Origin of the sequence: Streptosporangium sp. NBC_01469 (assembly GCF_036227305.1) — a bacterium.
In the GTDB taxonomy this organism is placed as follows: Bacteria; Actinomycetota; Actinomycetes; order Streptosporangiales; family Streptosporangiaceae; genus Streptosporangium.
Genome location: NZ_CP109465.1, coordinates 10,461,447 through 10,486,837, shown reverse-complemented (window position 1 = coordinate 10,486,837; position 25,391 = coordinate 10,461,447). Strand labels below are relative to the sequence as shown.

The 25,391-nt window shown below is 70.5% G+C and carries 21 protein-coding genes; 13 read left to right on the top strand and 8 right to left on the bottom strand.

Features of this window, described 5'->3' with window-relative positions:
• Positions 1 to 80: 80 nt before the first annotated feature.
• Entirely contained in the window at positions 81 to 3,344 is a 3,264-nt protein-coding gene (locus OG587_RS45775) for a S8 family serine peptidase (protein ID WP_329085289.1), read from the top strand.
• A 212-nt stretch (positions 3,345 to 3,556) separates the two neighbouring features.
• On the opposite strand, the gene OG587_RS45770 is transcribed toward OG587_RS45775, so the two are convergent.
• Complete coding sequence (locus OG587_RS45770) at positions 3,557 to 4,102, bottom strand: ATP-binding cassette domain-containing protein (protein WP_329085288.1); 546 nt, start codon at positions 4,100 to 4,102, stop codon at positions 3,557 to 3,559.
• A gap of 230 nt (positions 4,103 to 4,332) precedes the next feature.
• Between OG587_RS45770 and OG587_RS45765 the strand changes: the two genes are divergently transcribed.
• Together OG587_RS45765 and OG587_RS45760 are read left to right on the top strand one after the other, a co-directional pair.
• On the top strand, positions 4,333 to 4,836 hold the full coding sequence (locus OG587_RS45765; protein WP_329085287.1) for a SigE family RNA polymerase sigma factor: 504 nt from the start codon (positions 4,333 to 4,335) through the stop codon (positions 4,834 to 4,836).
• Positions 4,833 to 5,993, top strand: a complete 1,161-nt coding sequence (locus OG587_RS45760) for a hypothetical protein (protein WP_329085286.1) — start codon at positions 4,833 to 4,835, stop codon at positions 5,991 to 5,993. Before OG587_RS45765 ends, OG587_RS45760 begins: the two co-directional genes overlap by 4 nt.
• Position 5,994: 1 nt before the next feature.
• Here OG587_RS45760 and OG587_RS45755 read toward each other — a convergent pair whose 3' ends face one another.
• Entirely contained in the window at positions 5,995 to 6,117 is a 123-nt protein-coding gene (locus OG587_RS45755; protein WP_329085285.1) for a hypothetical protein, read from the bottom strand.
• Positions 6,118 to 6,415: 298 nt separating this feature from the next.
• On the opposite strand from OG587_RS45755, the gene OG587_RS45750 reads away from it, so the two are divergent.
• Positions 6,416 to 6,799, top strand: a complete 384-nt coding sequence (locus OG587_RS45750; RefSeq protein ID WP_329085284.1) for an SH3 domain-containing protein — start codon at positions 6,416 to 6,418, stop codon at positions 6,797 to 6,799.
• Between the two features lie 299 nt (positions 6,800 to 7,098).
• Here OG587_RS45750 and OG587_RS45745 read toward each other — a convergent pair whose 3' ends face one another.
• Together OG587_RS45745 and OG587_RS45740 are read right to left on the bottom strand one after the other, a co-directional pair.
• On the bottom strand, positions 7,099 to 7,416 hold the full coding sequence (locus tag OG587_RS45745) for a DMT family transporter (RefSeq protein ID WP_329085283.1): 318 nt from the start codon (positions 7,414 to 7,416) through the stop codon (positions 7,099 to 7,101).
• Between the two features lie 5 nt (positions 7,417 to 7,421).
• A complete protein-coding gene (locus tag OG587_RS45740; protein WP_329085282.1) occupies positions 7,422 to 8,153 on the bottom strand; it encodes an SDR family NAD(P)-dependent oxidoreductase in 732 nt (243 codons plus the stop codon).
• Between the two features lie 84 nt (positions 8,154 to 8,237).
• Between OG587_RS45740 and OG587_RS45735 the strand changes: the two genes are divergently transcribed.
• The gene (locus tag OG587_RS45735) at positions 8,238 to 8,816 is read left to right on the top strand and encodes a TetR family transcriptional regulator (RefSeq protein ID WP_329085281.1); all 579 of its coding nucleotides are present in this window, start codon (positions 8,238 to 8,240) and stop codon (positions 8,814 to 8,816) included.
• A 64-nt stretch (positions 8,817 to 8,880) separates the two neighbouring features.
• Here the strand turns inward: OG587_RS45735 and OG587_RS45730 are convergent, their stop codons facing one another.
• From OG587_RS45730 to OG587_RS45720, 3 genes are read right to left on the bottom strand one after another with little or no spacing between them, the layout of a single operon-like run.
• Positions 8,881 to 10,374: a tripartite tricarboxylate transporter permease gene (locus tag OG587_RS45730; RefSeq protein WP_329085280.1), complete on the bottom strand. Its 1,494-nt coding sequence runs from the start codon at positions 10,372 to 10,374 to the stop codon at positions 8,881 to 8,883.
• A complete protein-coding gene (locus OG587_RS45725; protein WP_329085278.1) occupies positions 10,375 to 11,061 on the bottom strand; it encodes a tripartite tricarboxylate transporter TctB family protein in 687 nt (228 codons plus the stop codon).
• Entirely contained in the window at positions 11,061 to 12,026 is a 966-nt protein-coding gene (locus OG587_RS45720) for a tripartite tricarboxylate transporter substrate binding protein (protein WP_329085276.1), read from the bottom strand. The genes OG587_RS45725 and OG587_RS45720 overlap by 1 nt, the downstream gene beginning before the upstream one ends.
• Before the next feature lie 175 nt (positions 12,027 to 12,201).
• Here OG587_RS45720 and OG587_RS45715 point away from each other — a divergent pair, with 175 nt between their 5' ends.
• The 8 genes from OG587_RS45715 (at position 12,202) to ilvC (ending at position 24,203) form a co-directional block, all read left to right on the top strand.
• Positions 12,202 to 13,917, top strand: a complete 1,716-nt coding sequence (locus tag OG587_RS45715) for a sensor histidine kinase (RefSeq protein ID WP_329085275.1) — start codon at positions 12,202 to 12,204, stop codon at positions 13,915 to 13,917.
• Complete coding sequence (locus OG587_RS45710; protein WP_329085274.1) at positions 13,914 to 14,609, top strand: response regulator; 696 nt, start codon at positions 13,914 to 13,916, stop codon at positions 14,607 to 14,609. Before OG587_RS45715 ends, OG587_RS45710 begins: the two co-directional genes overlap by 4 nt.
• Positions 14,610 to 14,747: 138 nt before the next feature.
• Positions 14,748 to 16,754: a VanW family protein gene (locus OG587_RS45705; RefSeq protein ID WP_329085273.1), complete on the top strand. Its 2,007-nt coding sequence runs from the start codon at positions 14,748 to 14,750 to the stop codon at positions 16,752 to 16,754.
• Positions 16,755 to 16,845: 91 nt separating this feature from the next.
• The gene (locus tag OG587_RS45700) at positions 16,846 to 17,754 is read left to right on the top strand and encodes a 2-hydroxyacid dehydrogenase (protein WP_329085272.1); all 909 of its coding nucleotides are present in this window, start codon (positions 16,846 to 16,848) and stop codon (positions 17,752 to 17,754) included.
• Between the two features lie 278 nt (positions 17,755 to 18,032).
• On the top strand, positions 18,033 to 20,693 hold the full coding sequence (locus tag OG587_RS45695) for a putative bifunctional diguanylate cyclase/phosphodiesterase (protein ID WP_329085271.1): 2,661 nt from the start codon (positions 18,033 to 18,035) through the stop codon (positions 20,691 to 20,693).
• Between the two features lie 175 nt (positions 20,694 to 20,868).
• Positions 20,869 to 22,656, top strand: coding sequence for an acetolactate synthase large subunit (locus OG587_RS45690; RefSeq protein WP_329085270.1), 1,788 nt, complete (start codon positions 20,869 to 20,871; stop codon positions 22,654 to 22,656).
• A 2-nt stretch (positions 22,657 to 22,658) separates the two neighbouring features.
• Positions 22,659 to 23,183: an acetolactate synthase small subunit gene (gene ilvN, locus OG587_RS45685; protein WP_329085269.1), complete on the top strand. Its 525-nt coding sequence runs from the start codon at positions 22,659 to 22,661 to the stop codon at positions 23,181 to 23,183.
• Positions 23,184 to 23,222: 39 nt separating this feature from the next.
• Positions 23,223 to 24,203: a ketol-acid reductoisomerase gene (gene ilvC, locus OG587_RS45680; protein ID WP_329094219.1), complete on the top strand. Its 981-nt coding sequence runs from the start codon at positions 23,223 to 23,225 to the stop codon at positions 24,201 to 24,203.
• Positions 24,204 to 24,384: 181 nt separating this feature from the next.
• Here the strand turns inward: ilvC and OG587_RS45675 are convergent, their stop codons facing one another.
• Complete coding sequence (locus OG587_RS45675) at positions 24,385 to 25,266, bottom strand: CAP domain-containing protein (protein ID WP_329085268.1); 882 nt, start codon at positions 25,264 to 25,266, stop codon at positions 24,385 to 24,387.
• Positions 25,267 to 25,391 lie beyond the last annotated feature (125 nt).

The window sequence follows — 25,391 nt, the reverse complement described above, 5'->3', positions numbered from 1 at the left end:
GGGTCGCCGTTTGAGCGGATGACGCGGCCCTTGGGACAGCCCGAGAAGTGAATCACTCTCCGCTACCGAAGAGGAAGTCCATGATTTTAGGCAACGTACTCGCCGCCGCCCTGCTGGCGGGAACGCTCGGCATCACGCCGGCGCAAGGCCGGCAGGCCGGTGCCCAGCCACCGGAGACCGGGAAGGCGAGCAGCGTGACCCTGATCACCGGTGACCGGGTCGTGGTCACCGGCGGGGGATATCGCGTGGAACCCGGCCCCGGCAGACAGGTGGGGTTCACAAGACAGGTTCGCGAGGGGCACCTGTACGTGATCCCGTCCGACGCCAGGGCACTGGTCGCCGAGGGCGTGCTCGACCGGCGGCTGTTCGACGTCACCCAGCTTCTGGCGTGGCGCTACGGCGACGCCGACACGGGGGACATCCCGGTGATCACGCAGTCGGCCGAGGGTTCGGTTCCCGCGCTCAGGGGCGTGCGGGATGCCCGGCAGCTCGGCGGTCTCGGTATGACCACGCTTCGCGTCCCCAAGAGCGGCGCGGCCCAGACGTGGAAGGAGCTGACCGCCCAGGCCCGCACGATGGCCGCGGGAAAGGCGAAGATCTGGCTGGACGGCCGCCGCTCCTTCGGCCTCGACCGGAGCACCAGGCAGATCGGCGCCACCGAGGCGTGGAAGCAGGGGATGACCGGTAAGGGTGTCACGGTCGCCATCCTCGACTCCGGCTACGACCCCGACCATCCCGATCTGAAGGGTGTGGTGGCGCAGGAGCGCAACTTCAGCGAGGACTCCGACATCCGCGACACCGTCGGTCACGGCACCCACGTCGCCTCGATTGTCGCCGGTGCCGGGGAGAGGTACCGGGGGGTGGCGCCGGACGCGCGGCTCGCCGTGGGCAAGGTGGGTGGTGCCTCCGGCCCGACCGAATCCGCCATCCTGGCCGGGATGGAATGGGCCGCCGTCGAGGTCAAGGCCAAGGTCGTCAACATGAGCCTCGGTGGGCCGGACACGGTGGAGATCGACCCGGTGGAGCAGGCGGTGAACACGCTGTCGGCCCAGACCGGCACGCTGTTCGTCGTGGCCGCCGGAAACAGCGGCGGGAGCCCGGTAGGCAGTCCCGGCAGCGCCGACGCGGCCCTCACGGTCGGCGCCGTCGATCGGGAGGACCGGCTGGCCGGTTTCTCCAGTACGGGACCGCGTGAGGGTGATCACGCGATCAAGCCGGACGTCACGGCGCCGGGAGTCGACATCGTCGCCGCTGCGGCCACCGGCACCGCCGACGGTGCCCACGTCGCGATGAGCGGCACCTCCATGGCCGCGCCACACGTGGCCGGGGCCGCCGCGATTCTCGCCCAGCGCCACCCCGACTGGAGCGGTGAGCGGCTCAAGGCCGCACTGATCGGCAGCGCCGCGCCCTCGACGGGCGCGACGACCTACCAGCAGGGCGCCGGGCGGGTGGACCTGGTGCGCGCGCTCGCCCAGCCCGTCGTGGCCGTGCCTGGCAACGTGTGGGCCGCCTTCCCCTGGAACGGCCAGGACGGCCAGGACGAGCAGGACCGCCGGGACGAGCAGGACCGCCGGGACGAACAGGACGGGCGGAACCGCCGGGACGGTCAGGACGGGCGGACGGCGACCAGGACCATCACCTACGCCAACTCCGGAGACGCCCTGGTCACCCTTGACCTGACCGCCGAGGGTGAGGTGCTGAAGCTGTCGGCCCAGCGGATCGAGGTGCCCGCGGCAGGAGAGGCGTCGGTCACGCTTACCATCGACGCGAGCGGCAAGGCGCCGGGCGACTACCCCGGGACCGTCACCGCCAGGTCGGGCCAGAGCGTGATCCGCACCCTGGCCGGCGCGTTCGTCGAGCCGGAGTCCCACGACGTGACCGTCACCGCCCTCGACAGTCAGGGCCGACCCGTCGACGCCTACGCCCAGTTCTACGACCCGGGCACCGGCGTCATCCGTGAACTGGCCTTCCGGGACGGAGTGGGCAGGGCCCGGCTGCCCAAGGGTGAGTGGAACCTCTACGCGGACATCTACGAGCGGACGGTCGGGTTCACGATCAGCCACACCACGGTGAAGGTCGACACCGCCGACCAGCGGGTGACGGTGGACGCACGTCAGGGAAAGCGGGCGCGGTTCACGCTCGACGACCCGACCGCGGCGCCCCAAGGTTACTTCGGATTCCAGATGGGCTACGGGCCGTGGACGTTCGGCTGGTCGTGGTTCACGCGTTCCGCCGAAACGGGAGTCTTCCTCGTTCCCGTACGCAAGGCGGGACTGAACTACATGATCGAAACCGTCTGGGAGAGCAGGGACGTGTCGCCGAGCCCGTACGTCTACCGCCTCGTCGACCGCCGGACCGGCGGGATCCCCGAGGATCCCGCGTACGCCGCCAGGCAGCGGGATCTCGCGAAGGTGACGGCGACCTACCGGGCGTCGGGCGTGGCGGCCCAGGGCACCCCGCTCGCCGGGCCCCGGCTCCGTGACACCGACAGCGCGTCCTACACGACGCTCACGGCGCTTCGGGAGAACATGAGCCTGCCCGGCACGCTCATCCAGTACCGGACGCCGGGACCGGTCTGGGACAGCATGCTTGAGGTCGGCACGTCCGTGCTGGCCGACGGCGGCAGGGCTTCGAGGCGCGGGCACACCCGGGAGACGTGGAACGCCGCGGTCACCGGCCCCTCGTTCGCCATCCCCGGCGGCAGTCGTACCGGCGACAAGCTGGCCTTCTCCGCCGGCACGCTCTTCGCCGACGGCGCCGCCGGCAGGACCGGGACGGACAGCGCGGCCACCGGTACCGCCACCCTCGCCAGGAACGGACAGGTGATCGCCAAGAGCGACCTCGCCGATTGCACCTACTACCGGCTGGAGACGTGCGAGCTCCGCGCCGACCTGCCCGCGGAATCCGCCGCGTACACGCTGAGCGCGTCGACGCGCAGGCAGGTGCCGCACTCGACGCTGTCCACGGCCGTGGACGCCACCTGGACGTTCCGCTCGGCGAACACCGCCAAGGAACAGCCGCTGCCGCTGACAGCGGTCCGCTACGCCCCCGACGGGCTCGACGACCTCAACCACGCCAAGCCCGGTTCGCGGACCCGGCTGCCCATGTGGATCGAGCGCAACCCGGGTGCCCCCAAGGCGACGGTGAAGTCCGTCCGGCTGGAGACGTCCTCCGACGACGGCGCGAGCTGGCACCGGATTCCGGTCGTTCCCGCCGCCTCGGGATGGACCGCCACGGTGCCCAACCCGAACACGCCGGGATTCGTCTCGCTACGGGCGACGGTGACCGACACGTCCGGCAGCAGCCTCACCCAGACGATCACCCGCGCCTACGCCGTCGGATGATCGCGTAACCCTCCACGCCCGCCCGGACCGTCCGGAGGTGGCCCCGGCATCGATCGATGCCGGGGTCGGGGAACGACGGAACGAGAAGTCCCGCCACCGGGCGCCGCACCGGCCGGAGCACCGTCCTGCTCCACGTCGCGTCCGTCCCCGCGAACCGCACCGCGGGTCGCGGGGGTCCGGGGATCGAGGCCACGAACGCCGCGTCGGCGAGGTCAGGCGGATGCGGTCTGGGCGGAGACGAGTTCGGCGTACCTGCCGCCCGTGGCCATCAGCTCGTCGTGGGTGCCGCGTTCGACGACGCGGCCGGAGTCGACCACCAGGATCAGGTCGGCGTCCCGGATCGTGCTCAGCCGGTGGGCGATCACGATCCGGGTCTGGGTGAGCCAGAACAGGTTGGACTCGATGGCCGCCTCGGTGGCGCCGTCCAGGTTGCTGGTGGCCTCGTCGAGCAGCAGGATCCTCGGCCTCGGCAGGACGGCGCGGGCCAGGGAGAGCCGCTGGCGCCGGCCGCCGGACAGGCCGCCGCCGTCGGTCAGCATCGTCTCGTACCCCATCGGCATGGCCATGATCTCCTCGTGCAGCGCCGCCGCCTCGGCCGCGTCGACCACCCGTTCCAGGGGCGCGTCGGGGAGGTTCAGCGCGATGTTCTCCCGGATCGAGCCGCTGAACAGGGTGGGGTCCTGGCCGACCACGCCGAACTGGCGGCGCAGGTTGAGCTCGGACCGCCGGTGGGATGCCGTATCCGGTCGCGAGAGCATGGACACGCCCCATCAAGGTGATGGCGATCGCAAGCCGGGCGAATGCCGGTGTGACAGTGGTCGACGTTCTGTGTCACATCGTTCGAGGACGGCGAGCGGGGGCATCGGCGCCTTCTCCGAGCGCGTGATCCGCACCCCTTACTCGGCAGTGGGTGTCTTCGGACTCCGCTTTTCACCTCCGGGAGATTCAACGGTTCGACCGGCAGAGCGCTCTATCCCATGACGGAACCATGGAAAGGCAGAGCTCATTGGATGAGCGCTTCGAGGAATTCGTGGTGCAAAGGGCGGACGCCCTGCTGCGCTACGGCTACCTCCTCAGCGGCAACCCGCATGACGCGGCCGACCTCACCCAGGAGGCGCTGGCCCGGCTGCACCGCGCCTGGCCGCACGTACGCCAGAAACAGGCGCCGGAGGCGTACACCCGAATGATCATGACCAGGCTGCACATCAGAACGTGGCGGCTGCGCAGGCGCGAGCGGCTCGACTGGGCACTCCCCGATACGGCACAAACGGACCGGCAGCCCTCGGACGACGACTTCTGGCCGGCGCTGGCCGGCCTGCCGAAAAGGCAGCGTGCCGTGCTGGTGTTGCGTTACTACGAGGACCTGACGGATGAGGAGATCGCCGCCGTGCTCGGCGTCTCCCGGGGGACCGTGCGCAGCCACGCGTCGCTCGGCCTGGCCAAACTCCGCACCACCCTGCCCAACCCCACGGCGAACAGGAGCTCCGCATGAACGACGACATGGAATCGTACCTGCGCACGGCGCTCGGGCACGCTGCCGAGCGCGCCCCGAAGGCGCCGCCGCGCTTCCCCGCCAAGGTGGTCTCGCGTTCGAACAGGCGCAGGACGGCGAGGAACACGCTGGTGGCGGGCATCTGTGTCACGGCGATCGCCATTCCGATCAGCCTGGTGGCCGCGCACGGCACAGAACGCGGGGGTGTCACCAGCGGCACCATCGCCGCCAGCGCCTCCTCCACCAAGGACTACACGGGCGACGAGTTCCGGATCGGCGCGGTCTTGCTGATCGACAATCCCTCCGAGAACCGGCCCATCTCGCTCTGGTACGCCAGGACCGACAACGGCACGGCCTTGTGCGCGCGGGTGAGGAACAGGACCGGTTCCGGCTCGGCGCAGTGCCGCCAGCCCCTCGGCGCCGAGGAGGTGACCGAGCAGGGCTCCACCGGGGGGACCTTCCTCAGCCCGGCCACCGGGCTGCTGATGTACTTCGGCACCGCACGGGACGGGGTCGCCCGCGTTACCGCCGTCACCGACGCGGGCAAGGTCCCCGGGACGATTCACCGTCCCAAGGGCGCTCCCCAAGGCATCTGGACCGTCACCGTCCCCTCGGACGATACGGTGACGGCGTTCGAGTTCGCGGGCCGCGAGGGCGAGACGACCAGGAGAATCGAGCGGTCGCGCGCCGTCAATCCGGAAGCCGAGGCCAAGCCGGTGGGCCCGACTGTGGAGATGCCGGGCAAGCTGGCCGTGGGCCTGTACGAGACGCCCGACAAGACCCTGATCTGGAAGCTGAACGGGCAGGCCGTCGGTCGTATGCACTCGCTCACGCCCGGCGGCGCGGTGATCGAGAGGGGCGGACCCGACAAACCTTTGATCGACATGGACGGCAAGCCCATGAGCGTGGAACTGGGCGACCACAAGGAGCACTGGTTCGGCATCACAAGCACCGAGACCGCCCACGTCAAGCTTCTCTTCGAGGACGGTACGACCGTGAAGGCCGCTACCAGGCCGGATCCGTGGAAGATCGGTGGCTTCCGCCTGTTCGCGGGGACGCAGCGGCACAGCCAGGACATGTACCGCGACGGCTTCCGGATCATCGGTTACGACAGGGACGGCGCCGAACTCTGGCGCGAGGACCACGGCCCGTCCTGAGTCACCGCTGGTACACGACGCCGGAGGACCTGCGGCGTCCGGGCGGGGACGCTCTGCCTGTACGGCCGAAGCGCGGCTCCTCGGCCAGGATCACGAAGCTCTCGATCTCCGGCCTTTCCGGCACGGTTTCACGATACTCAGGCGCCGGCGCGCAGCCGGTCGTCGAACGCGTCAACGTCGGGGACAAACCAGATGATCTCAGTGATCCGATGCTCATCCCGGGTGGCCAGGATTTTGACCTGCCGAGTGAGTGGCCGCCCGCGCCGGCTTCACTCCGATCGGGTGACGTCTCATTTATGTGGTAATTCACATTTCTGAAACTGAATAGGTATTGACGAAATTCTCGGTGGCTTGCACAGTAATCACTGCAGTCCCACCTTTTACTTCGGCACGACCTGACCTCGCGATCGGAAGAACGTGCAATGAAAAGGCTCCTGGTATTCGCCGCCGTGATGTTGGCGACCGCCGCGGGAATGGCCGCTGCGGCCATTCCCGCTCAGGCAACCCCCGTGAACGGCTCTTTCGTCCGGTCGGCGGCCCCGGCCGTGGACGCGGTGGTCATCGCCGACGGGGTGCGCCTGCGGTCGAGTCCGGGGGGATCGACGGTTATCGGCTATCTCTATTATGGCGATTACGGGCGGATTCTTAATCCGAGTTCGACGAACGGCTGGTGTAACTTCCGGCTGGGCGCCAGGTCGGCCTCCGGGTTGCCCTCCGGCACCACGGGATGGGTTTCCTGCACCTATCTGGCCAGGGAGGACGGCCGGAAATTCGACGGCCCGGCCGTCGACACCCTGCGGGAATAGCTTTCTTCCCGGGACAGGCCCGGCCGCCCGGCACCCCACGGCCGGGCGGCCGTTTCCCGCCGCGAGGCCCCCGGCGTCGTGAAGGCCCCCGCCGTCACGAAACCTCTGGCTTCACGAAAGCCCCTGCGTTGCGAAACTCCCGGCTTCACAAAAGCCCCTGCTTCGTGAAACCTCGGCTTCACGAAGCGCCCGGCGTTGTGAAACCCCCGGCTTCACGAAGCACCCTGCGTCGTGAAGCCCCTGGCGCCGCGACCCTCTGGCGTCGCGCCCCCCGGCGTCGTGTCATCCGTCCAGTCGTGTCATCCGTCCAGGAGCTTGAGACCGATGACGCCGATCAGGATGAGCGCCAGGCAGGCGAGCCGGGCGGGTGCCGCGCTCTCGCCCAGGGCGACGATGCCCACGGCGGCGACCCCGAGCGCGCCGAGCCCGACCCAGACCGCGTACGCGGTGCCCATGTTCAGGGTCCTGAGCGCGAAGGTGAGCATGACGAAGCTCAGGACCGCCCCCGTCACCCCGATGACCGTCGGCCAGAGCCGGGTGAACCCGTCCGAGCGTTCGAGCGCGGTGGCCCAGACGATCTCCAGCGCGGCCGCCGTGAAAAGCAGAGCCCAGGCCATGGCGGTCAGGCCGTGGTGCCCGCGTCGACGGTGATGGCGGCGCCGGTGATGTTCCTGCCCCCCTCTCCCGCCAGGTGCGCGACGGTGGCGGCGATGTCCTCGGAGCTGCAGTAGCGGTCCAGGGCGGTGAAGCGCCGCTCCTCCTCCGCCTCGGGGCTGTCGGCCGGGTTCATCTCGGTGTCGGTCGAACCGGGGTGGACGAGGTTGGCCGTGATGCCCCGCGGGCCCAGATCCCTGGCGAGGCCCTTGGTCATGCCGACCAGTGCGGACTTGCTCATCGCGTAGAGCGTCCATCCCGAGTACGGCACGCGCTCGACGAAACTGCTGCCGATGGAGATGATCCGGCCGCCCCTGCCCATGTGCCGGGCGGCCGCCTGGGCCAGCACGAACGAGGCGCGGGAGTGGACCGCGAGGGTGTTGTCGACCTCGGCGAGCGTCACCTCCTCCAGCGGCCCGAACGGGGCGATGCCGGCGTTGTTGACCAGGATGTCGATCCGCCCGAACTCGGCGACCGTCCGTTCGACCACGGCGACCAGCAGGGCGGCGTCGGCGGCCTCCGCCGCCACGGCCAGCCCGCGGGCGCCGGCGGCCTCGATCTCCTTGACGACCGCCGCCGCCCGCTCCGCCGAGCGCGCGTACGTGATCACCACGTCGGCGCCCTCGGCGGCCAGGCGTACGGCGATGGCGGCGCCGATGCCACGGCTTCCCCCGGTGACGAGCGCGACTTTACGAGTCATGGTGTGCTCCTTAAGCGGAATCAGTTCCGCTTAACCATAAAGCGGAATCGATTCCGTTTACAACTCTTCCAGTAGCCTGTGATCGTGGACGTCGTCATGAACCCGCGCCGTGAGCGGGTCGACGCGGCGCGTAACCGGATGAAGATCCTCGCCGCCGCCGCCGACATCGTCGCCGCTCAGGGCGTCGAGGGGCTGTCGATGGCGGAGGTGGCCGCCGCCGCGGGGGTCGGTGTCGGCACGCTGTACCGCCGGTTCGGCGATCGCTCGGGGCTGGCGTACGCGCTCATCGACGAGCGGGAGCGGGAGTTCCAGGCGGCCTTCATCGAGGGGCCGCCGCCCCTGGGGCCCGGTGCCGACGCGCCCGCCCGCATCCGCGGCTTCCTGCACGCCCTCGCCGACAGAACGGTGGAGCAGCTGGACCTGCTGGTGATGGCCGAGACGGCGACGCCGTTCGCCCGCTTCGGCGGCGCCTATGACGGCTACCACGCCCACCTGTCGATGCTCGTCACCCAGGCCAGACCCGGCGCCGACGCCTACGTCCTCGCCGACGCCCTTCTCGCCCCGCTGGCCGCGCCGCTGCTCGCCCACCGCCTGCGCGGCGGGGTGACGGTCGAACGTGTCAAGGCGGGGCTGGACGACCTGCTGGCCGCGTTCACTCCCTAAGAGGAAACGGGCACGGACGTTTGTCCGTGCCCGCGCGTGCCGCACCCGGTGCGGCCGGTTCCGGTCAGGCGCCGCGCCGGGCGGCCACCTTCCTGATGAGGGGCGTGAACAGCGCCAGGAGCGAGATGACCAGCAGCGTCGCCGCGATCGGGCTCCTGACCAGGACCGTCACGTCGCCCGCGCCGATGGCCAGAGCCCGGCGGAGCTGGATCTCGGCCATCGGGCCCAGGATCAGGCCGATCACCGCCGGGGCCACCGGCAGGCCGAAGCGGCGCATCGCGAAACCGAGCAGGCCCAGGATGTAGAGGATGACCAGCTCCACCCAGGAGGAGTTCAGCGCGTAGACGCCGAGCGCCGCGAACAGCACGATCCCCGAGTAGAGGTAGGGCCGGGGGATCTGCAGCACCCGGGCCCAGAGCGGGGCGAGCGGCAGGTTGAGCACGAGCAGCATGGTGTTGCCCACGAACAGCGAGGCGATCATGCCCCAGACCAGCGCCGGGTTGTGGTCGAACAGTTGCGGGCCCGGCTGCAGCCCGTACTGCTGGAAGGCCGCCAGCAGGATCGCGGCCGTCGCCGAGGTGGGCAGGCCCAGCGTGAGCAGCGGGACGAGCGTGCCCGCCGCCGAGGCGTTGTTGGCGGCCTCGGGACCGGCGACCCCCTCGATGGCGCCCTTGCCGTACTCCTCGCGGGCGATCCCGCGCGCCAGGCGCTTCTCGATCGAGTACGACAGGAACGTGGGGATCTCCGCGCCGCCGCCGGGCAGCGCGCCGAACGGGAAGCCGAGCGCGGTGCCGCGCAGCCACGGCCGCCAGGAACGCGACCAGTCGGAGCGGCCGAGGAACGCCCGGCCGACCGGGATCACCTCGGGCTGGCCGTGCCGCAGCCGCGAGGCGACGTAGAGCACCTCGCCCAGGGCGAAGAGCCCGACCGCGACGATCACCACGTCGATGCCGTCGAGCAGCTGCGGGATGCCCAGGGTCAGCCTGGCCTGCCCGGTCTGCTGGTCGATGCCGACGAGCCCGATGACCAGGCCGAGGCCCAGCGAGGCCAGCCCTCGTACGACGGAGCGGGACAGCACCGACGACACCGCGGTGAAGGCCAGGATGGCGAGCGCGAAGTAGTCCTCGGGACCGAAGGAGATCGCGAAGTCCACCACCAGGGGCGCCGCGACGACCAGCAGCGCGGTGGCGATGGTGCCCGCGACGAACGAGCCGATCGCGGCCGTCGCCAGCGCCTGGGCCGCCCGGCCGCGTTTGGCCATCTTGTTGCCCTCGAGCGCGGTGATCATCGAGGAGCTCTCGCCGGGCGTGTTGAGCAGGATCGAGGTGGTCGACCCGCCGTACATGCCGCCGTAGTAGATGCCCGCGAACATGATGAACGCGCTCGCCGGGGGGACGGTGAACGTGATCGGCAGCAGCAGTGCCACGGTCATGGCCGGGCCGATGCCGGGCAGCACGCCCACCAGCGTGCCCAGCGTGACGCCCGCCAGCGCGTAGAGCAGGTTGACCGGGGTGAGGGCGGTCGCGAAGCCGTCCATCAACAGCTGGAAGGAGTCCACTCAGATCACCCCGGACAGCAGCCCGGCCGGCAGCGTCACGCCGAGGCCCTTGACGAACATCAGGTAGGTGAGAGTGGACAGCAGGATCGCGATGACGCCCGCGCGCAGCCGGTGGGCCGCCCCGAGCGTCACGGACAGGCCGAAGAAGAGCAGCGCGCCCGCGATGATCCAGCCGAGCAGGTCGAGCAGTCCGGCGAAGGCCAGGAAGATCACGCTGACCAGCGCGACCGTCCGCCAGTCGGCCCGCGCGGAGGAGTCGACGTCCTCGGCGTCCTCGGGGTCGCCGTGGCCTCCCCTGAGCACGTCGACCACGTAGAACAGCCCGATCAGCAGCATCGCCCCCCCGACCAGGGCGGGGAAGAACCGGGGGCCGAGACCGAGGACGGAGCCCGCGGCGGTCACGTCGGCGGTGCCGGCGATCACGAACGCCCCCAGCGCGAGGACCAGCACGGCCAGCCCCAGCTCGGGCCGCCGCCACGACCACCCGGTTCCGGCCTCGGGCGCCGCGCCGGGACGCGTGTCCGGGTCGTCTCCGGAGCCCGGGACGGGAGCGGGGCCGGGTGGCGCGCCGGTGTCACGGCCGGTACCGCCGTCGCCCGCGCGGGCGACGGCGGTGGGTTCGGATCCGGTGCCGGCCGCACCGGCACCGGTGGCGCCGGTGCCGGACGGGTCTTCTGTGGGCAGCATCAGGAGACGAGGCCCATCTCCGCGATGATGCCCTTGACCTTGGTCTGCTCCGCCGCGAGGAAGTCGGCGAACGGCTGACCGGTCTGGAAGACGTCGGCCCAGCCGTTCTTGAGCACCGCGTCCTTCCACGCCGGGGAGTCGTGCATCTTGGTGACCAGGTCGGTGAGCCTCTTCTTCGCCTCGTCGTCCAGCCCGGCGGGCGCGACGAAGCCCCGCCAGTTGGCCAGTTCCACGTCCAGGCCCGCCTCCTTGATGGTGGGGGCGTCCACGTTGGCGAGCCGCTCGGGGGAGCTGACGCCGAGGGCGCGCAGCTTGCCGGACTTCACGTGCTCGGCGAACTCGCCGATGCCGGAGATCCCCACCGCGACCTTCTCACCGAGCAGCGAGTTGAGCGCCTCGCCGCCACCGGAGTGGGCGATGTAGTTGACCTGCTTGGGGTCGATGCCCGCGGCCTTGGCCATCAGGCCCGCCACGATGTGGTCGGTGCCCCCGGCCGAGCCGCCCGCGATGGCGATCTTCGTCGGGTCGGCCTTCCACGCCGTCACCAGGTCACCGAGCGTCTTGTACGGCGACCCCGCGGGAACCACGACGAGCTCGTACTCCTCGGTGAGCTTCGCGATCGGCGTGGTGTCGGCCAGGGTGATCTTCGACTTGTTCTGCTCGATCGCGCCGACCATGACCAGGCCCATGGTCATCAGCAGGTCGCCGTTGCCCTTCTCACCCGCGATCTGGGCCAGGCCGATGGTGCCACCCGCCCCGGGCACGTTGTAGACCTCGATCTTGCGGGACGGCTCGGCGGCCTTGAGCGCCTCGCCGGCGACGCGGGAGGTCTGGTCCCAGCCGCCTCCGGGCGCGGCCGGAGCCATGATTCTCAGCGCGCTCGTACCCGAGCCGCCATCGGAACCGCAGGCGGTGAGGGCGGCGAGGGACAGCACCGCGAGGGCGGCCAGTCTCCGAAGACGCATGGTCAGCTCCAAACAAACGTAAATAAAGCGTGGTGAGGATGGTGACTTCAGGAGGCCACCCTGTCGATCCTTTGCGTGTTTGCCGTCGTATCGGTCATATTGGTCACACCTCCTCGCGACCTCGCCGTTACCTCGGACTGCTTTCATCGAGGTCCCTGACCAGGGAGTTAATCTCGTGCGACGCTTACTCAACGCCTCGCTCGGCACCCAGCTTTTCGTGTTGCAGACCGTGATCGTGTTTCTCGCGGTCGGCGGTACGGCGGGCGTCTGGATGGAGCACACCCGTGTTCTGCTGGACCGCCAGTACCAGCAGCGCGCCCTGGCGATCGCCGAGTCGGTGGCGGGGCTTCCCCAGGTGCGTGAGGCGTTCGCCCTGCCCCGGCCCGAGCTGAGCCTGCAGCCGATCGCGCTCGGGGTGCAGGCGGCCACCGGCGCCGACTACGTGGTGATCGCGAACCGCGACCAGATCCGCTACGCCCACCCCAACGCGGCCCTGATCGGCAAGAGGCTGTCCACCGACGGCTCCGAGGTCATGACGAACGGGGAGCACTGGACCGGCATCCAGACGGGCACCCTCGGCCGCTCGGTACGCGGCAAGGTCCCGATCCTCGACTCCTCGGGGCAGGTCATCGGCCTGGCCTCGGTCGGGATCCTGGAGGGGACGGTCGCCGACCAGCTCGGTGAGGCGCTCCCGCCGTTGCTGTGGACGGTCCTCGCGGTCCTCGTCGCCGGGTCGGCCGCCGCCGCGCTGATCGCCCGGCGGGTACGCCGCCAGACGTTCGGCCTGGAACCGGGGGAGATCGCCGCCCTGCTCGAACAGCGCGAGGGCGTGCTGCACGGCGTCAAGGAGGGGGTGCTCGCCCTCGACCTCCAGGGACGGGTGACACTCGTCAACGACGCGGCACGCGACCTGCTCGGCCTCTCCCAGCACGACGTCGGCCGGAGCCTGCGGGAGATGCCCCTGTCCGACCGGATGCGGGACGTGCTGGACGGCGTGGACCCCGGCGACGACCGGGTGGTGCTCCACCGCGACCGGGTGCTGGTGCTCAACCGGACCCCGGTGGCGGTACGGGAGCGGCAGAGCGGCTGGGTGGTCACCCTGCGGGACCGTACCGAGCTGGTGCGCCTGGCACGCGAGCTCGACCAGGCCAGCACCACGACCGGCGCGCTGCGCGCGCAGGCCCACGAGTTCGCCAACCGGATGCACACCGTGGTCGGCCTGCTGGAACTCGGCGAGCACGAGACGGCCGTCAGCTACATCACCCAGACCACCGAGGCCTACAGCAGGCACGCCTCGGGCATCAGGGAGAAGGTCGCCGACCCGACGCTGGCCGCGCTGCTGCTGGCCAAGTCGGCCGAGGCGGCCGAGCGGGGCGCCACCCTGGTGCTGTCCGACGACTCCCGGGTGGAGGAGGGCATGCTCGGCGACCCGCACGACGCGGTCCTGGTCGTCGGCAACCTGGTCGCCAACGCCCTCGACGCGCTGCAGGAGAGCGGGGGGACGGTGGAGGTCTCGGTCCGTACCGAGGCGGACGGGTTGCGCGTCCGGGTCGGCGACTCCGGCCCCGGCATCACCCCGGGCCTGGTCCACGAGGTGTTCAGGGAGGGCTTCACCACCAAGGCCGCCCACGCCGGGCCGCGCGGCCTGGGTTTGGCCCTGACCCGCCAGGTGTGCTCGCGCCGGGGTGGCTGGGTGCGGGTGCACAACGCGGGCGGCGCCGTCTTCACCGCGCTCCTGCCCACCGGTGAGCCTTCTTTTCCTCCGGGGGAGCCCCCGCCCACCGGAGAGCCTTCTTCGTCCCGCACCGGTGAACCCGCGCCGACCCTCGCCGAGGGACCGGCGGAACCCGCGGAACCCGCGGAACCCGCAGAACGGAAGGTGCCGAGTTGACCGGGGACGCGCACGCGGGGGACATCCGCGTCCTGGTCGTGGACGACGACTTCATGGTGGCCAGGATCCACGGCGGCTACGTCACCAGGATGCCCGGCTTCACGGTCGCCGGCGTCGTCCACACCGGGGGCGCCGCGATCGCGTCGGCCGCCGCGCGCAGGCCCGACCTGGTACTGCTCGACATCTACCTGCCGGACATGTCAGGACTCGATGTCCTCACGAAGCTCAGGGGAGCCGCGCACCCGGTGGACATCCTGGTGATCACCGCCGCGCGTGACGTGGCCACGGTCCGGGCGGCGATGCGCGGCGGCGCGGTCAACTACCTGATCAAACCCTTCACCGCCCGCGCCCTCGCCGAGCGCCTCGAACAGTACGCCGAGATCCGCAGGCGGCTCGCCACCCTCGGGGACGAGGCTCGCCAGGACGAGATCGACCGGCTCTTCGGCGCGGTCAGGGGGGTTCCGCCGCCACTGCCCAAGGGGCTGTCCGTCACCACCTGCTCACTGGTCGCCGCGGCGCTCAGGGAGAGCGACGGCGACCTGTCGGCGGCCGAGGCGGCGACGATCACCGGTCTCTCCAGGGTCAGCGCCCGCCGGTATCTGGAACACCTGTGCGCGGCGGGCCAGGCGGAGCTCCGCCCGAAGTACGGCACCGCCGGAAGGCCCGAACACCGCTATCGCTGGACGGGCTGATTTGTTATTCCATTTTGGACGGGGCCTGACCAATGTGGTTTAAGGTTGCCGGAGGTGGAAGCTGCGAAGCAGGAGGATACGGAGGCCGTGCGGAACGCCGGAGCGTCTGTGAACCCGCCGACGGACCCCTTTGAGGCGATGCCCCTTCCCTCACGCCCCGTCCCGCCGGGCGCCCGCGACCCGCAACTCCCTCCCGGAGTGCAGGTCGCCCAGTCCCAGAGCGGCTCGCGTCTTCCCCCGGGTGTCTCGCCCGACATCTTCGGCCCCACCGGCCTTGGCGGTCCACCCGGCCTCGGCGGTTCCCCCGCGTCGGGCCGCGGGGCGACGCTCCCGCCCGCCGCCCAGCCCCCGCAGCCCTGGCAGATGGCCACCCCGCCGGAACGCCCCTTCCAGCGCGACGAGCCCACGCTCGTCCCCGGTGGCGACGGAGGGTTCCCGCAGCCCGACGGGCTCCGCTACGAGGAGCCGCCCCCGCGCGGCCGAGGGGTCCGCAGGCTCTTCCTGATCCTCTTCGCCGTGCTGTTCGTCGTCGCGCTCGCCTACGCGGTGCCCGCGGTCGTCATGTCCGGCAAGATGCTGCCGGGCACCAGCGTGCGGGGCATCGACATCGGCGGCCTGACCGCGACCGAGGCGGCCGACAAACTCAGGGACCGCCTGGCGGGCGAGGCCACCGGGGAGATGACCCTCCTGGCCGCGGGCAAGCGCTTCGACTTCGACCCCGGCAAGTCGGGGCTGGAGTTCGACGTGGTCGCCACCATCAACCAGGCGCCCAGCGGCTTCCCCAACCCCGCCGAGGTCTGGCGGGCACTCACCGGCACCACCGACCTGGAGCCCAAGGTCTCCGCCGACCCCGAGAGCATGACAACCGCGGTCGCGGGCCTGGCCAGGAGGATCGACCTCAAGGTCCGCGAGGGCTCGGTCACGTTCGAGGGTGTCAAGCCCGTCGTCGTGATGCCCCGCGACGGCCGGGAGCTGGAGCGGGAGGCCACGATCGCCGCGATCACGAAGGCCTTCCTCGGCCCGCGGAAAGAGGTTCGCCTCCCGGTCTCGGTGATCAAGCCGATAGCGGGGGAGGAGACGGTCAGGAAGGCCGCGGCCAGCGCGAACAAGGCCCTGGCCGGGCCGATCACGCTGACCTTCGCCGGCAAGCGGGTCCAGCTGCCGGTGGAGACCCTCGCCGCCCACCTGTCCTTCGAGCCGGACAGCTCCGGCGGCATGAGCCCGAAGTTCGACGCCAGGAGCGCCGTGGCCTCCGTGGAGGGGGACCTGATCGATCCGGTTCTGGCCCCGCGCGACCCCACGTTCCAGATCGTCGGGGGAAAGCCGAAGCTGGTGCCCGGACGCAAGGGGAAGGGCATCAACGACGGGCGGCTCGCCGCGGACGTGGCCGAGATGGTCGCCCGCGACGGCGACCGGACGATCCCGGTGCTCCTGGCCACCGTCAGGCCGCGGATGTCCGACGCCGAGGCGCGCAAGCTGGGCATCAAGGAGCGGATCAGCCAGTTCACCACACCCTACGAGTGCTGCCCGCCCAGGGTGACCAACATCAGGACGATCGCCAGGCTCCTGGACGGCTACCTGGTGAAGCCGGGCGAGACCTTCTCGCTCAACGGCGTCATCGGCCAGCGCGACACGGCCCGCGGCTTCGTCCCCGCTCCCATGATCCAGGGCGGCAGGCTGGTCGACTCGGTCGGCGGCGGCATCTCCCAGTTCGTCACCACCATGTACAACGCGGTGTTCTTCGGCGGTCTCGAGGACGTCCAGCACGTGGCGCACGAGTTCTACATCTCCCGCTACCCGGCCGGGCGCGAGTCCACGGTCTCCTGGCCCGAGCCCGACTTCCGCTGGAAGAACGACTCGCCGTACGGGGTGCTGGTGAAGACCTCCTTCAACGACAGCGGGGTCACCGTCGGCTTCTGGAGCACCAAGCGTTACGAGGTCGAGTCGATCTCCTCCGAGAGATACGACGTCACCCCGTTCAAGAGCGATACCGACAGCGGTCCCGACTGCATCCCGATGGTCGGCCAGAACGGTTTCACGATCGACGTCTGGCGCGTCTTCAAGCAGGACGGCGAGGAGATCAAGCGCGTCAAGAAGACCACGGTCTACCGTCCCGAGCTCGACCTGAAGTGCGTGCCTGAATAGTCGCGAGGCCGGCGTGCCCTCACGGCGTGTCCCCCGGGACGGGACGGTCGGCGGGGCGGCGTTATGGGCGGTGCGGCTGGATAATGCGTCCATGAAGATCTGGGTCCCTTCCAAAGCCGCCGTCGATGTCCTGTGCGACCTCCCGGAAGTGGAGTGCGTCGTCTACGACGGCACGGAGCCGGTGCCCGAGGGGGCCGAGGAGGCCGAGGTCTGGATCCCGCCGCTGATGCCGGTGGCGGACCTTCCGGGACTGCTCTCCCGGATGACCGGCCTGCGGCTGCTGCAGACCGTCACGGCGGGTGTCGACGCCTACCGGCCGCACCTGCGGGAGGGGGTGACGTTGTGCAACGCCCGGGGCGTGCACGACGCGGGCACCGCCGAGTGGGTGGTCGGAGCCATGATCTCCGTGCTCCGGGAGTTCCCCGGGTTCGTCCGCGCGCAGCGCGAGGGCGAGTGGACCTACCACCACACCGGGGTGCTGGCCGACTCCACGGTCCTGATCGTCGGCCACGGCTCGATCGGTGAGGCGCTGGAGCGGCGGCTCGACGGTTTCGAGGTCGACGTCGTCCGGGTGGCCAGAACCGCCAGGCCCGGCGTGCACGGCCTGGACGAGCTGCCCCGCCTGCTGCCGGAAGCGGACGTGGTGGTGCTGCTCGTACCCTCGACGCCCGAGACCACCGGCATGGTGGACGCCGGGTTCCTGGCGGCGATGAGGGACGGCGCCCTCCTGGTGAACGCGGCCAGGGGCACGGTCGTCGACACGGACGCGCTCGTCGCCGAGTTGCGGGGAGGCCGGATTCTCGCCGCGCTCGACGTCACCCACCCCGAGCCCCTGCCCGGGGACCACCCGCTGTGGACGGCGCCGGGAGTTCTCATCACCCCGCACGTCGCGGGCAGCAATCCGGCCTCCGTACGGCGCACGCTGAAGCTGCTCCGCTCCCAGCTGCTGCGTTACCTCGCGGGCGAGCCGCTCAAAAACGTGATCACGGGTTCCTACTGACCGGCAAAGGAATCCGGACCGTGGCTACCTCGTGACCTGCGGTGCGTACCGTCGGTAAAAGCGATCTCGGTCGCCCGCGCGGTTATCAGATCGGTGACGACTACGGCGTTGTCGCCACTCAGGCGGGCCCGACGGCACACACTGGCCCTGTGCCGGTGCGAGCGCCGAGGACGAAGGACGACGTGCTCGCGGCGGCAGCGCGAGTGCAGCGAGCAAGGGATGCTGCGAAAGCGAAACACACCGACGAGACACCCGACGACACTGATGGGCAGACGACATTGATCCGCTGGCGTGACCCCCGGGTACCGCTGACCGCCGCCGCCATCGGCGTGGTGGGGCTCGTTGCCGCTCTGGTCAGCGGCGCTCCCGCCGTGGTCGTCGAGGCGGTGGCGGGCGTCGTCACCGCCGCGGCCGCCGCGGGCTCGCTGTTCGCCGCCGCCTCCAGGGTGGCCGACCGGCGCAGGGCGCTGGCCTGGCGCTGGCTGGCGGGAGGCTCGGTCACCTGGCTGGCCGGGATGGGTGTGCGGCCGATCGCGGACGGCGCGCCCTTCGTGGTGACCTTCGCCGATCTGGTGCTCCTGGCGGGCACGGCCATGCTCGCGGTCGGCACCGCGCTGTCGGCGGCCAGGCCCGCGCGCGGGCACGCCCTGCTGCGCGACCTCGCCGACTCCTACGTGTGCGCCGCCGCCATCATGGTGATCATCTGGGTGTCGCTGGTGGGCCCGGTCTACGGCGGCGGCGGTGACGCGGGCGACGCCGCGGTCACCTTCGCCTCGCCCCTGTTCTGCCTGATCCTCGCCTGCGTCGTGGGCCCCGCGGTGGTGCCGATCCGGCGCTCGGCCTGGCCGGTCGGCCTGGCCGCGCTGGCCGTGCTCGCCGCCGTCGCGACCTCCGAGACGATCACGGCGCTGGCCCGGGTGAGCGGCGACACGCCGTCCCTGACCTGGGTGTGGCTGGCTCCCGCCGCGTTCCTCGTGCTCGCCGCGGTCCCGTGGAGCGGGCCCGCGACGAGGTCTCCCGAGCCCACGGACGACGAGCCGTTCGTCCGCGAGAGCACGTCCTCGCTGATCGCGGCGGTGCCGCTGTTCCTCGTGGCCGTGGCCACCGTCGTCGTGCTCCTCCGGGTGATCAGCGGCGGGGTGCAGGGACCTCCGGCGGTCCTCGCCTCGGTGTGCGCGTCGATCGTCGCCGTCCTGGTGGTGCGCCTGTTCGTGATGCTGATGGAGACCGGGCGGCTGCGGAGCCTGCTCCATCTCGGCGAGCGGCAGCTGCAGGACCTCGCCGAGAGCGCCGGGGACGTGGTCATGCTGTGCGACTACGACGGCGTGGTGCGGCAGATCGGCGACGGCGTCGAGATCACGTACGGCTACCGCCCCGACGACCTGGTCGGCAGGAAGATCTTCGACTACATCCACCCCGAGGACGTGCCGGGGATCCAGGCGGCGCTGAGCGCGATGAGCCTGGAGGAGGAGGCCGAGGAGGGGCCGGGCGCGTGCATGGTCGCCTGCCGGGTCCGGGCCTCCGACGGGACCTGGCGGCCCGCCGAGTCGGTGGCCACCCGGCACGTGCGCGGCGACGACCTGCTCCTGGTCACCACCCGCGACATCAGCGACCAGGAGGCCCTGCGCAGCCAGGTCGCCCACCTGACCTTCCACGACGGCATCACGGGCCTGCCCAACCGGGCCTACTTCGAGGAGCGCACCCGGGAGGTGCTGGCCCGTCCGGGCGCGAGCAACATCGCCGTGGTCTTCCTGGACCTGGACGGCTTCACCGCGGTGAACGACTCGGTCGGCCACGCCAGCGGCGACTACCTGCTCGGCCAGGCGGCCCGCAGGCTCCGCGCCGCCGTGCGGGCCGACGACACCCTGGCGCGCTGGGGCGGCGACGAGTTCGCGGTGCTGCTGGAGGCGCCGGTCGACGCCCAGACTGCGGTCGACCTGGCCGAGCGGCTGGTCCGCACGGTCTCGTCCGAGCCGTTCAGGGTCGCCGACCGTGACATCGCGCTGACCGCGAGCGTCGGGGTGGCCTTCGCCGCCGACGACGTCTCCTCCGCCGACCTGATCCGCAACGCCGACGTGGCGATGGCGAGGGCGAAGGAGCTGGGCGGGCGCAGGGTCGAGGTGTTCGCCGCGCACATGCACGCCGACGTGGTGCGACGCCTGGAGCTCGCCGCGGACCTGCAGCGGGCGCTGCTGGAGAACCAGTTCGCGATCGAGTACCAGCCGGTGGTCGACCTGGCCACCTCGCGGGTCACCGCCGTAGAGGCGCTGGTGCGCTGGTGCCGGGGCGGCGACTTCGTCCCGCCGGAGCAGTTCCTCGGCCCGGCCGAGGACACCGGCCTGATCGTGCCGCTGAGCGAGTGGATCCTGCGCGAGTCCTGCCGGGAGGTGGCCGCCTGGCGTGCCTCCGCCTGGGAGATCGGGCTCTCGCTCAACCTGTCGGCCAGGCAGATCATGGCGCCGCGCTTCGTGGAGACCGTCGAGGCGGCCCTGGTCGAGAGCGGGCTGCCGCCCAGCGCGCTCACCCTGGAGGTCATCGAGGAGATGCTGGTCGAGGACGCGGAGGAGACCATCACCCGGCTCTCCGAGCTGCGCAACCTCGGGGTCCGGCTCGCCATCGACGACTTCGGCACCGGTTACGCCTCGCTGGCGTTCCTGCGGCAGCTCCCGGTCGACATGATCAAGATCGACCCGTCCTTCGTGTCCGGGCTCGGCCGTGACGAGACGCTGACCCTGCTGACCCGTACGATCGTGCGGCTCGGTCACGACCTGGGGCTGATCGTGGTCGCCGAGGGCATCGAGCGGCCCGAGCAGCTGGAGCTGCTGCGTGAGATGGGCTGCACCCGGGGCCAGGGATTCCTGGTGGCGCGCCCGATGGCCGCGCGCGGCGTCGACTCGCTGATGCGAACCAGCCTCTCCAGTCTCGGCACTCCCGCGTGACCTCGCATCTCGGACTCTGAGATATGTGTCCCATGAATTTGACTCGGGGGTGCTCCGTCGGCCATGGTGGAGCCATGCAGCTTCACCGTGGGATTCTCGTAGTACTTCGCCGGCGCGCGGGCCGATAGCGAACACTACGACCTGCGCGCCGCCCCAGCTCCGCCGACCAGGCGGAATGGGGCATTTTTTATGCCATCAAGCATGCTCAGCCACAAGGAACGAGCCGATGACCGAACAGATGACAGGAGCCCAGGCCCTCGTGAGGGCGCTGGAGCACGTCGGGGTCGACACTGTGTTCGGGATCCCGGGCGGCGCGATTCTCCCCGCCTACGATCCTCTCTACGACTCGACCAAGGTCCGGCACGTGCTTGTACGGCACGAGCAGGGCGCGGGGCACGCGGCTCAGGGATACGCACAGGCCACCGGGAAGGTCGGGGTCTGCATGGCGACCAGCGGTCCCGGTGCCACCAACCTGGTCACCCCGATCGCCGACGCCTACATGGACTCGGTCCCGATGGTCGCGATCACCGGCCAGGTGCCGAGCGGCGCCATCGGCACCGACGCCTTCCAGGAAGCCGACATCTCCGGCATCACCATGCCGATCACGAAGCACAACTTCCTGGTCACCGACCCGAACGACATCCCCAGGACGATCGTGGAGGCCTTCCACATCGCCTCGACGGGGCGTCCGGGGCCGGTGCTGGTCGACATCGCCAAGGACGCGCTCCAGGCGAAGATGACCTTCCAGTGGCCGGTCGTCATGCAGCTGCCCGGCTACCGCCCGGTGACCCGGCCGCACTCCAAGCAGATCCGCGAGGCGGCGAAGCTGATCGCCGAGGCCAGGCGGCCGGTGCTCTACGTGGGCGGCGGTGTGCACCGGGCGGGGGCGTCGGCGAAGCTGCTGGAGTTCGCCGAGCTGACCGGCATCCCCGTGGTCACCACCCTGATGGCTCGGGGTACCTTCCCCGACAGCCACCCGCAGCACATGGGCATGCCCGGCATGCACGGCTCGGTGTCGGCGGTCGGCGCGCTGCAGAGGTCCGACCTGATCATCGGGCTCGGTGTCCGCTTCGACGACCGCGTCACCGGCCAGCTGTCCACCTTCGCGCCGCACGCGAAGATCGTCCACGCGGACATCGACCCGGCGGAGATCTCCAAGAACCGGCACGCGGACGTCCCGATCGTGGGTGACTGCAAGGAGGTCATCTCCGACCTGATCACCGCGGTGCGCAACGAGGAGCGCAAGGGCGACTACGCCGACTGGTGGACGGCGCTCAACGCCTACAAGGCGACCTACCCGCTGGGCTACGCCGAGTTCGAGGACGGTTCCCTCGCCCCGCAGTACGTCATGGAGCGGCTGGGCGCGCTGGTCGGCCCGGACGCGATCTACACCGCGGGCGTCGGCCAGCACCAGATGTGGGCCGCGCAGTTCATCGGCTACGAGAACCCCGGCACGTTCATCAACTCCGGCGGCGCGGGCACGATGGGCTTCTCCCTCCCGGCGGCGATGGGGGCCAAGATGGGCCGTCCCGACACCACGGTGTGGGCCATCGACGGCGACGGCTGCTTCCAGATGACCAACCAGGAGCTCGCCACCTGCACGATCGAGGGTGTGCCGATCAAGGTCGCGATCATCAACAACGGTAACCTGGGCATGGTCAGGCAGTGGCAGACGCTGTTCTACAACCAGCGTTACTCCAACACCGACCTGCAGACGGTCCGCCGGATCCCCGACTTCGTCAAGCTCGCCGAGGCGTACGGTTGCGTGGGGCTGCGGTGCGAGCGCCCGGAGGACGTGGACGCGACGATCAAGAAGGCCATGGAGATCAACGACGTGCCGGTGGTCGTCGACTTCGTGGTGCACCAGGACGCCATGGTGTGGCCGATGGTCGCGGCCGGGACGAGCAACGACGAGATCAAGTTCGCGCGCGACATGGCGCCCGTCTGGGACAGCGAGGACTAGGCATGAGCAGGCACACGCTCTCCGTGCTGGTGGAGAACAAGCCGGGCGTGCTCGCGCGCGTCGCGTCGTTGTTCAGCCGCAGGGGGTTCAACATCGACTCGCTGGCGGTCGGCCCGACCGAGCACGCGGACATCTCCAGGATGACCATCGTGGTCAACGTCGCCGACCTGCCGCTCGAGCAGGTCACCAAGCAGCTCAACAAGCTCGTCAACGTGCTGAAGATCGTGGAGCTCGACCCGGTGCAGTCGGTGCAGCGCGAGCTCACGCTGATCAAGGTGCGGGCCGACGCGGAGAACCGTTCCAGCGTGCTGGAGCTGGTCAACCTGTTCCGGGCGCGCTGCGTCGACGTCTCCTCGGACGCGGTGACCATCGAGGTCACCGGCACACCGGACAAGCTGCAGGCCTTCATCAAGGTCCTGGAGCCGTTCGGCATCAAGGAGCTTGTCCAGTCGGGCATGGTGGCCATCGGCCGCGGCGCCCGTTCCATCACCGACCGTTCTCTCCGGGCCCTGGACCGGACCGCGTAACGCGTACGAGAAACCCGAAAGGTTAAGCAAGTGACTGAAATCTTCTACGACGACCAGGCCGACCTGTCGATCATCCAGGGCCGGCACGTCGCCGTTCTGGGATACGGCAGCCAGGGCCACGCCCACGCGCTCTCGCTGCGTGACTCCGGCGTGGACGTCAGGGTCGGCCTGCCCGAGGGCTCCAAGAGCCGGGAGAAGGCGGAGGCCGACGGCCTGCGCGTGCTCACGCCCTCGGAGGCCGTCGAAGAGGCCGACCTGACCATGATCCTCGCGCCGGACCACATCCAGCGCCACCTGTACGCCGACCACGTGGCCCCGAACCTGGTCGAGGGCGACGCGCTCTTCTTCGGGCACGGCCTCAACATCCGCTACGGCCTCATCGAGGCGCCCGAGGGCGTGGACGTGGCCATGGTCGCTCCCAAGGGGCCCGGTCACCTCGTGCGCCGCCAGTACACGGCGGGTCGCGGCGTGCCGTGTCTCGTCGCGGTGGAGAAGGACGCCAGCGGAAACGCCCTGGAGCTCGCCCTGTCGTACGCCAAGGGCATCGGCGGCACCCGCGCCGGCGCGCTGAGGACGACCTTCAAGGAGGAGACCGAGACCGACCTGTTCGGTGAGCAGGCCGTGCTGTGCGGCGGCGTGTCCGAGCTGATCAAGGCCGGTTTCGAGACCCTGATCGAGGCGGGCTACCAGCCCGAGGTCGCCTACTTCGAGTGCCTGCACGAGATGAAGCTGATCGTCGACCTGATGTACGAGGGCGGCATCCACAAGATGTACTGGTCGGTCTCCGACACCGCCGAGTACGGCGGCTACTCCCGCGGCCCGCGCATCGTGACGCCGGAGACGAAGAAGGAGATGCAGCGCATCCTCGCCGAGATCCAGTCCGGCGAGTTCGCCAAGGAGCTGGTGGACGAGTTCGACGGCGGCCAGAAGAAGTTCACCGCCTACCGCGACGAGCTCGCCGAGCACCCGATCGAGAAGACCGGCGCGAAGCTCCGCCCGATGATGAGCTGGCTCAAGTAGCGGCGCTCAAGTAGCGGCGCTCAAGTAGCGGCGCCCGGGTAGCGGCGCCCGCCAGAACGGCGGCGCCCGGGGAACCCGGGGAAAAGTACCGGCCCGTGCCCCCCGCGACGAGTTCACGTCGCGGGGGGCACGGGCCGTTTTCCGCCGGGTGGCAGGTGGATGCCCGGCGGTCCGGGTGTGTCTAGTGCTTGGCGAAGTTCTGGGTCCAGTAGATGCCCCGGGAACTGTTCGCCACGCCCACCCCGAGATGGGTGTAGGCGCAGTTCATGATGTTGGCCCGGTGACCCGAGCTGTTCATCCAGGCAGTGACGACCTCGGCCGGGGTGCGCTGGCCCATCGCGATGTTCTCGGCCCAGGCCCGCATCGGGCTGAACCCGCTCGCCTTGATCCGGTCGGTCATGTCACGGCCGTCCTGCGAGGTGTGGCTGAAGTAGTTCTTGGCCGCCATGTCGTCCGAGTGGCCCTGCGCGGCCGAGCGCAGCTGCGGGTCGGAGGCGAGCGGGCCGCAACCGCCCTTCTGTCGCTCGGCGTTGGTCAGGCGCACCACTTCCTCGGACACGGAGGATCCCGGCGCGGAAGTGGGAGCCGTGGTGGGGGTGGTCGGCCTGGTGGGCGTGGCGCTGGCCGACGGAGCCGGTGTCGGCGCGGTGGTGGTCGTCGGCGCGGGAGTGGGGGCCGGGGTGCCGGTGGGGGAGCAGTTGAGCCTGACGGGCTTGGAGCGGCCGTTGTTGCCCCGGTAGTCGGTGACGACGGCGTAGTAGACGCCGGGGGCACAGCGCAGTTTCACCGTCACCCGCCCGTTGGTCCCCTGGCGGGACGCGCTCTTGACGATCGGGTCGGCCCCGGCCACGGCGCGCTTGATGCGGATGCGGACCAGGGCGGTGTCGTCGCAGCCCAGCCGTGCGGCGGAGGCCTGGATCCGTCCCGCCGCGTTGACGTGCGGCTTGGCGGCGTACACACGGCACTCGGCCTGGGGAGCGGCCGCGGCGTGAGCCGTGGCGATCGGCGTGCTGAGGGCCGCCAGGCTCCCGAGGCAGAGCAGCGCCCCTAGCGGTCTGCGCATGTCGGTTCCTCCAGTTGGTTAGACGCTGGATGGACTCCGCATTCTGTCGGGGACGGATCGGTCTTGTCAGCAAATTCCGGACATTAACTGTGAGTCCCAGGTAAACCAGAGTGATCACATAGGCG

Excerpts from the sequence above, each read along its gene's own strand:
- OG587_RS45775 (WP_329085289.1), top strand. The coding sequence starts at position 81 with ATGATTTTAGGCAACGTACTCGCCGCCGCCCTGCTGGCGGGAACGCTC.
- OG587_RS45770 (WP_329085288.1), bottom strand. The coding sequence starts at position 4,102 with ATGCTCTCGCGACCGGATACGGCATCCCACCGGCGGTCCGAGCTCAAC.
- OG587_RS45765 (WP_329085287.1), top strand. The coding sequence starts at position 4,333 with ATGGAAAGGCAGAGCTCATTGGATGAGCGCTTCGAGGAATTCGTGGTG.
- OG587_RS45760 (WP_329085286.1), top strand. The coding sequence starts at position 4,833 with ATGAACGACGACATGGAATCGTACCTGCGCACGGCGCTCGGGCACGCT.
- OG587_RS45750 (WP_329085284.1), top strand. The coding sequence starts at position 6,416 with ATGAAAAGGCTCCTGGTATTCGCCGCCGTGATGTTGGCGACCGCCGCG.
- OG587_RS45745 (WP_329085283.1), bottom strand. The coding sequence starts at position 7,416 with ATGGCCTGGGCTCTGCTTTTCACGGCGGCCGCGCTGGAGATCGTCTGG.
- OG587_RS45740 (WP_329085282.1), bottom strand. The coding sequence starts at position 8,153 with ATGACTCGTAAAGTCGCGCTCGTCACCGGGGGAAGCCGTGGCATCGGC.
- OG587_RS45725 (WP_329085278.1), bottom strand. The coding sequence starts at position 11,061 with ATGCTGCCCACAGAAGACCCGTCCGGCACCGGCGCCACCGGTGCCGGT.
- OG587_RS45720 (WP_329085276.1), bottom strand. The coding sequence starts at position 12,026 with ATGCGTCTTCGGAGACTGGCCGCCCTCGCGGTGCTGTCCCTCGCCGCC.
- OG587_RS45705 (WP_329085273.1), top strand. The coding sequence starts at position 14,748 with ATGCCCCTTCCCTCACGCCCCGTCCCGCCGGGCGCCCGCGACCCGCAA.
- OG587_RS45700 (WP_329085272.1), top strand. The coding sequence starts at position 16,846 with ATGAAGATCTGGGTCCCTTCCAAAGCCGCCGTCGATGTCCTGTGCGAC.
- OG587_RS45690 (WP_329085270.1), top strand. The coding sequence starts at position 20,869 with ATGGGGCATTTTTTATGCCATCAAGCATGCTCAGCCACAAGGAACGAG.
- ilvN (WP_329085269.1), top strand. The coding sequence starts at position 22,659 with ATGAGCAGGCACACGCTCTCCGTGCTGGTGGAGAACAAGCCGGGCGTG.
- OG587_RS45675 (WP_329085268.1), bottom strand. The coding sequence starts at position 25,266 with ATGCGCAGACCGCTAGGGGCGCTGCTCTGCCTCGGGAGCCTGGCGGCC.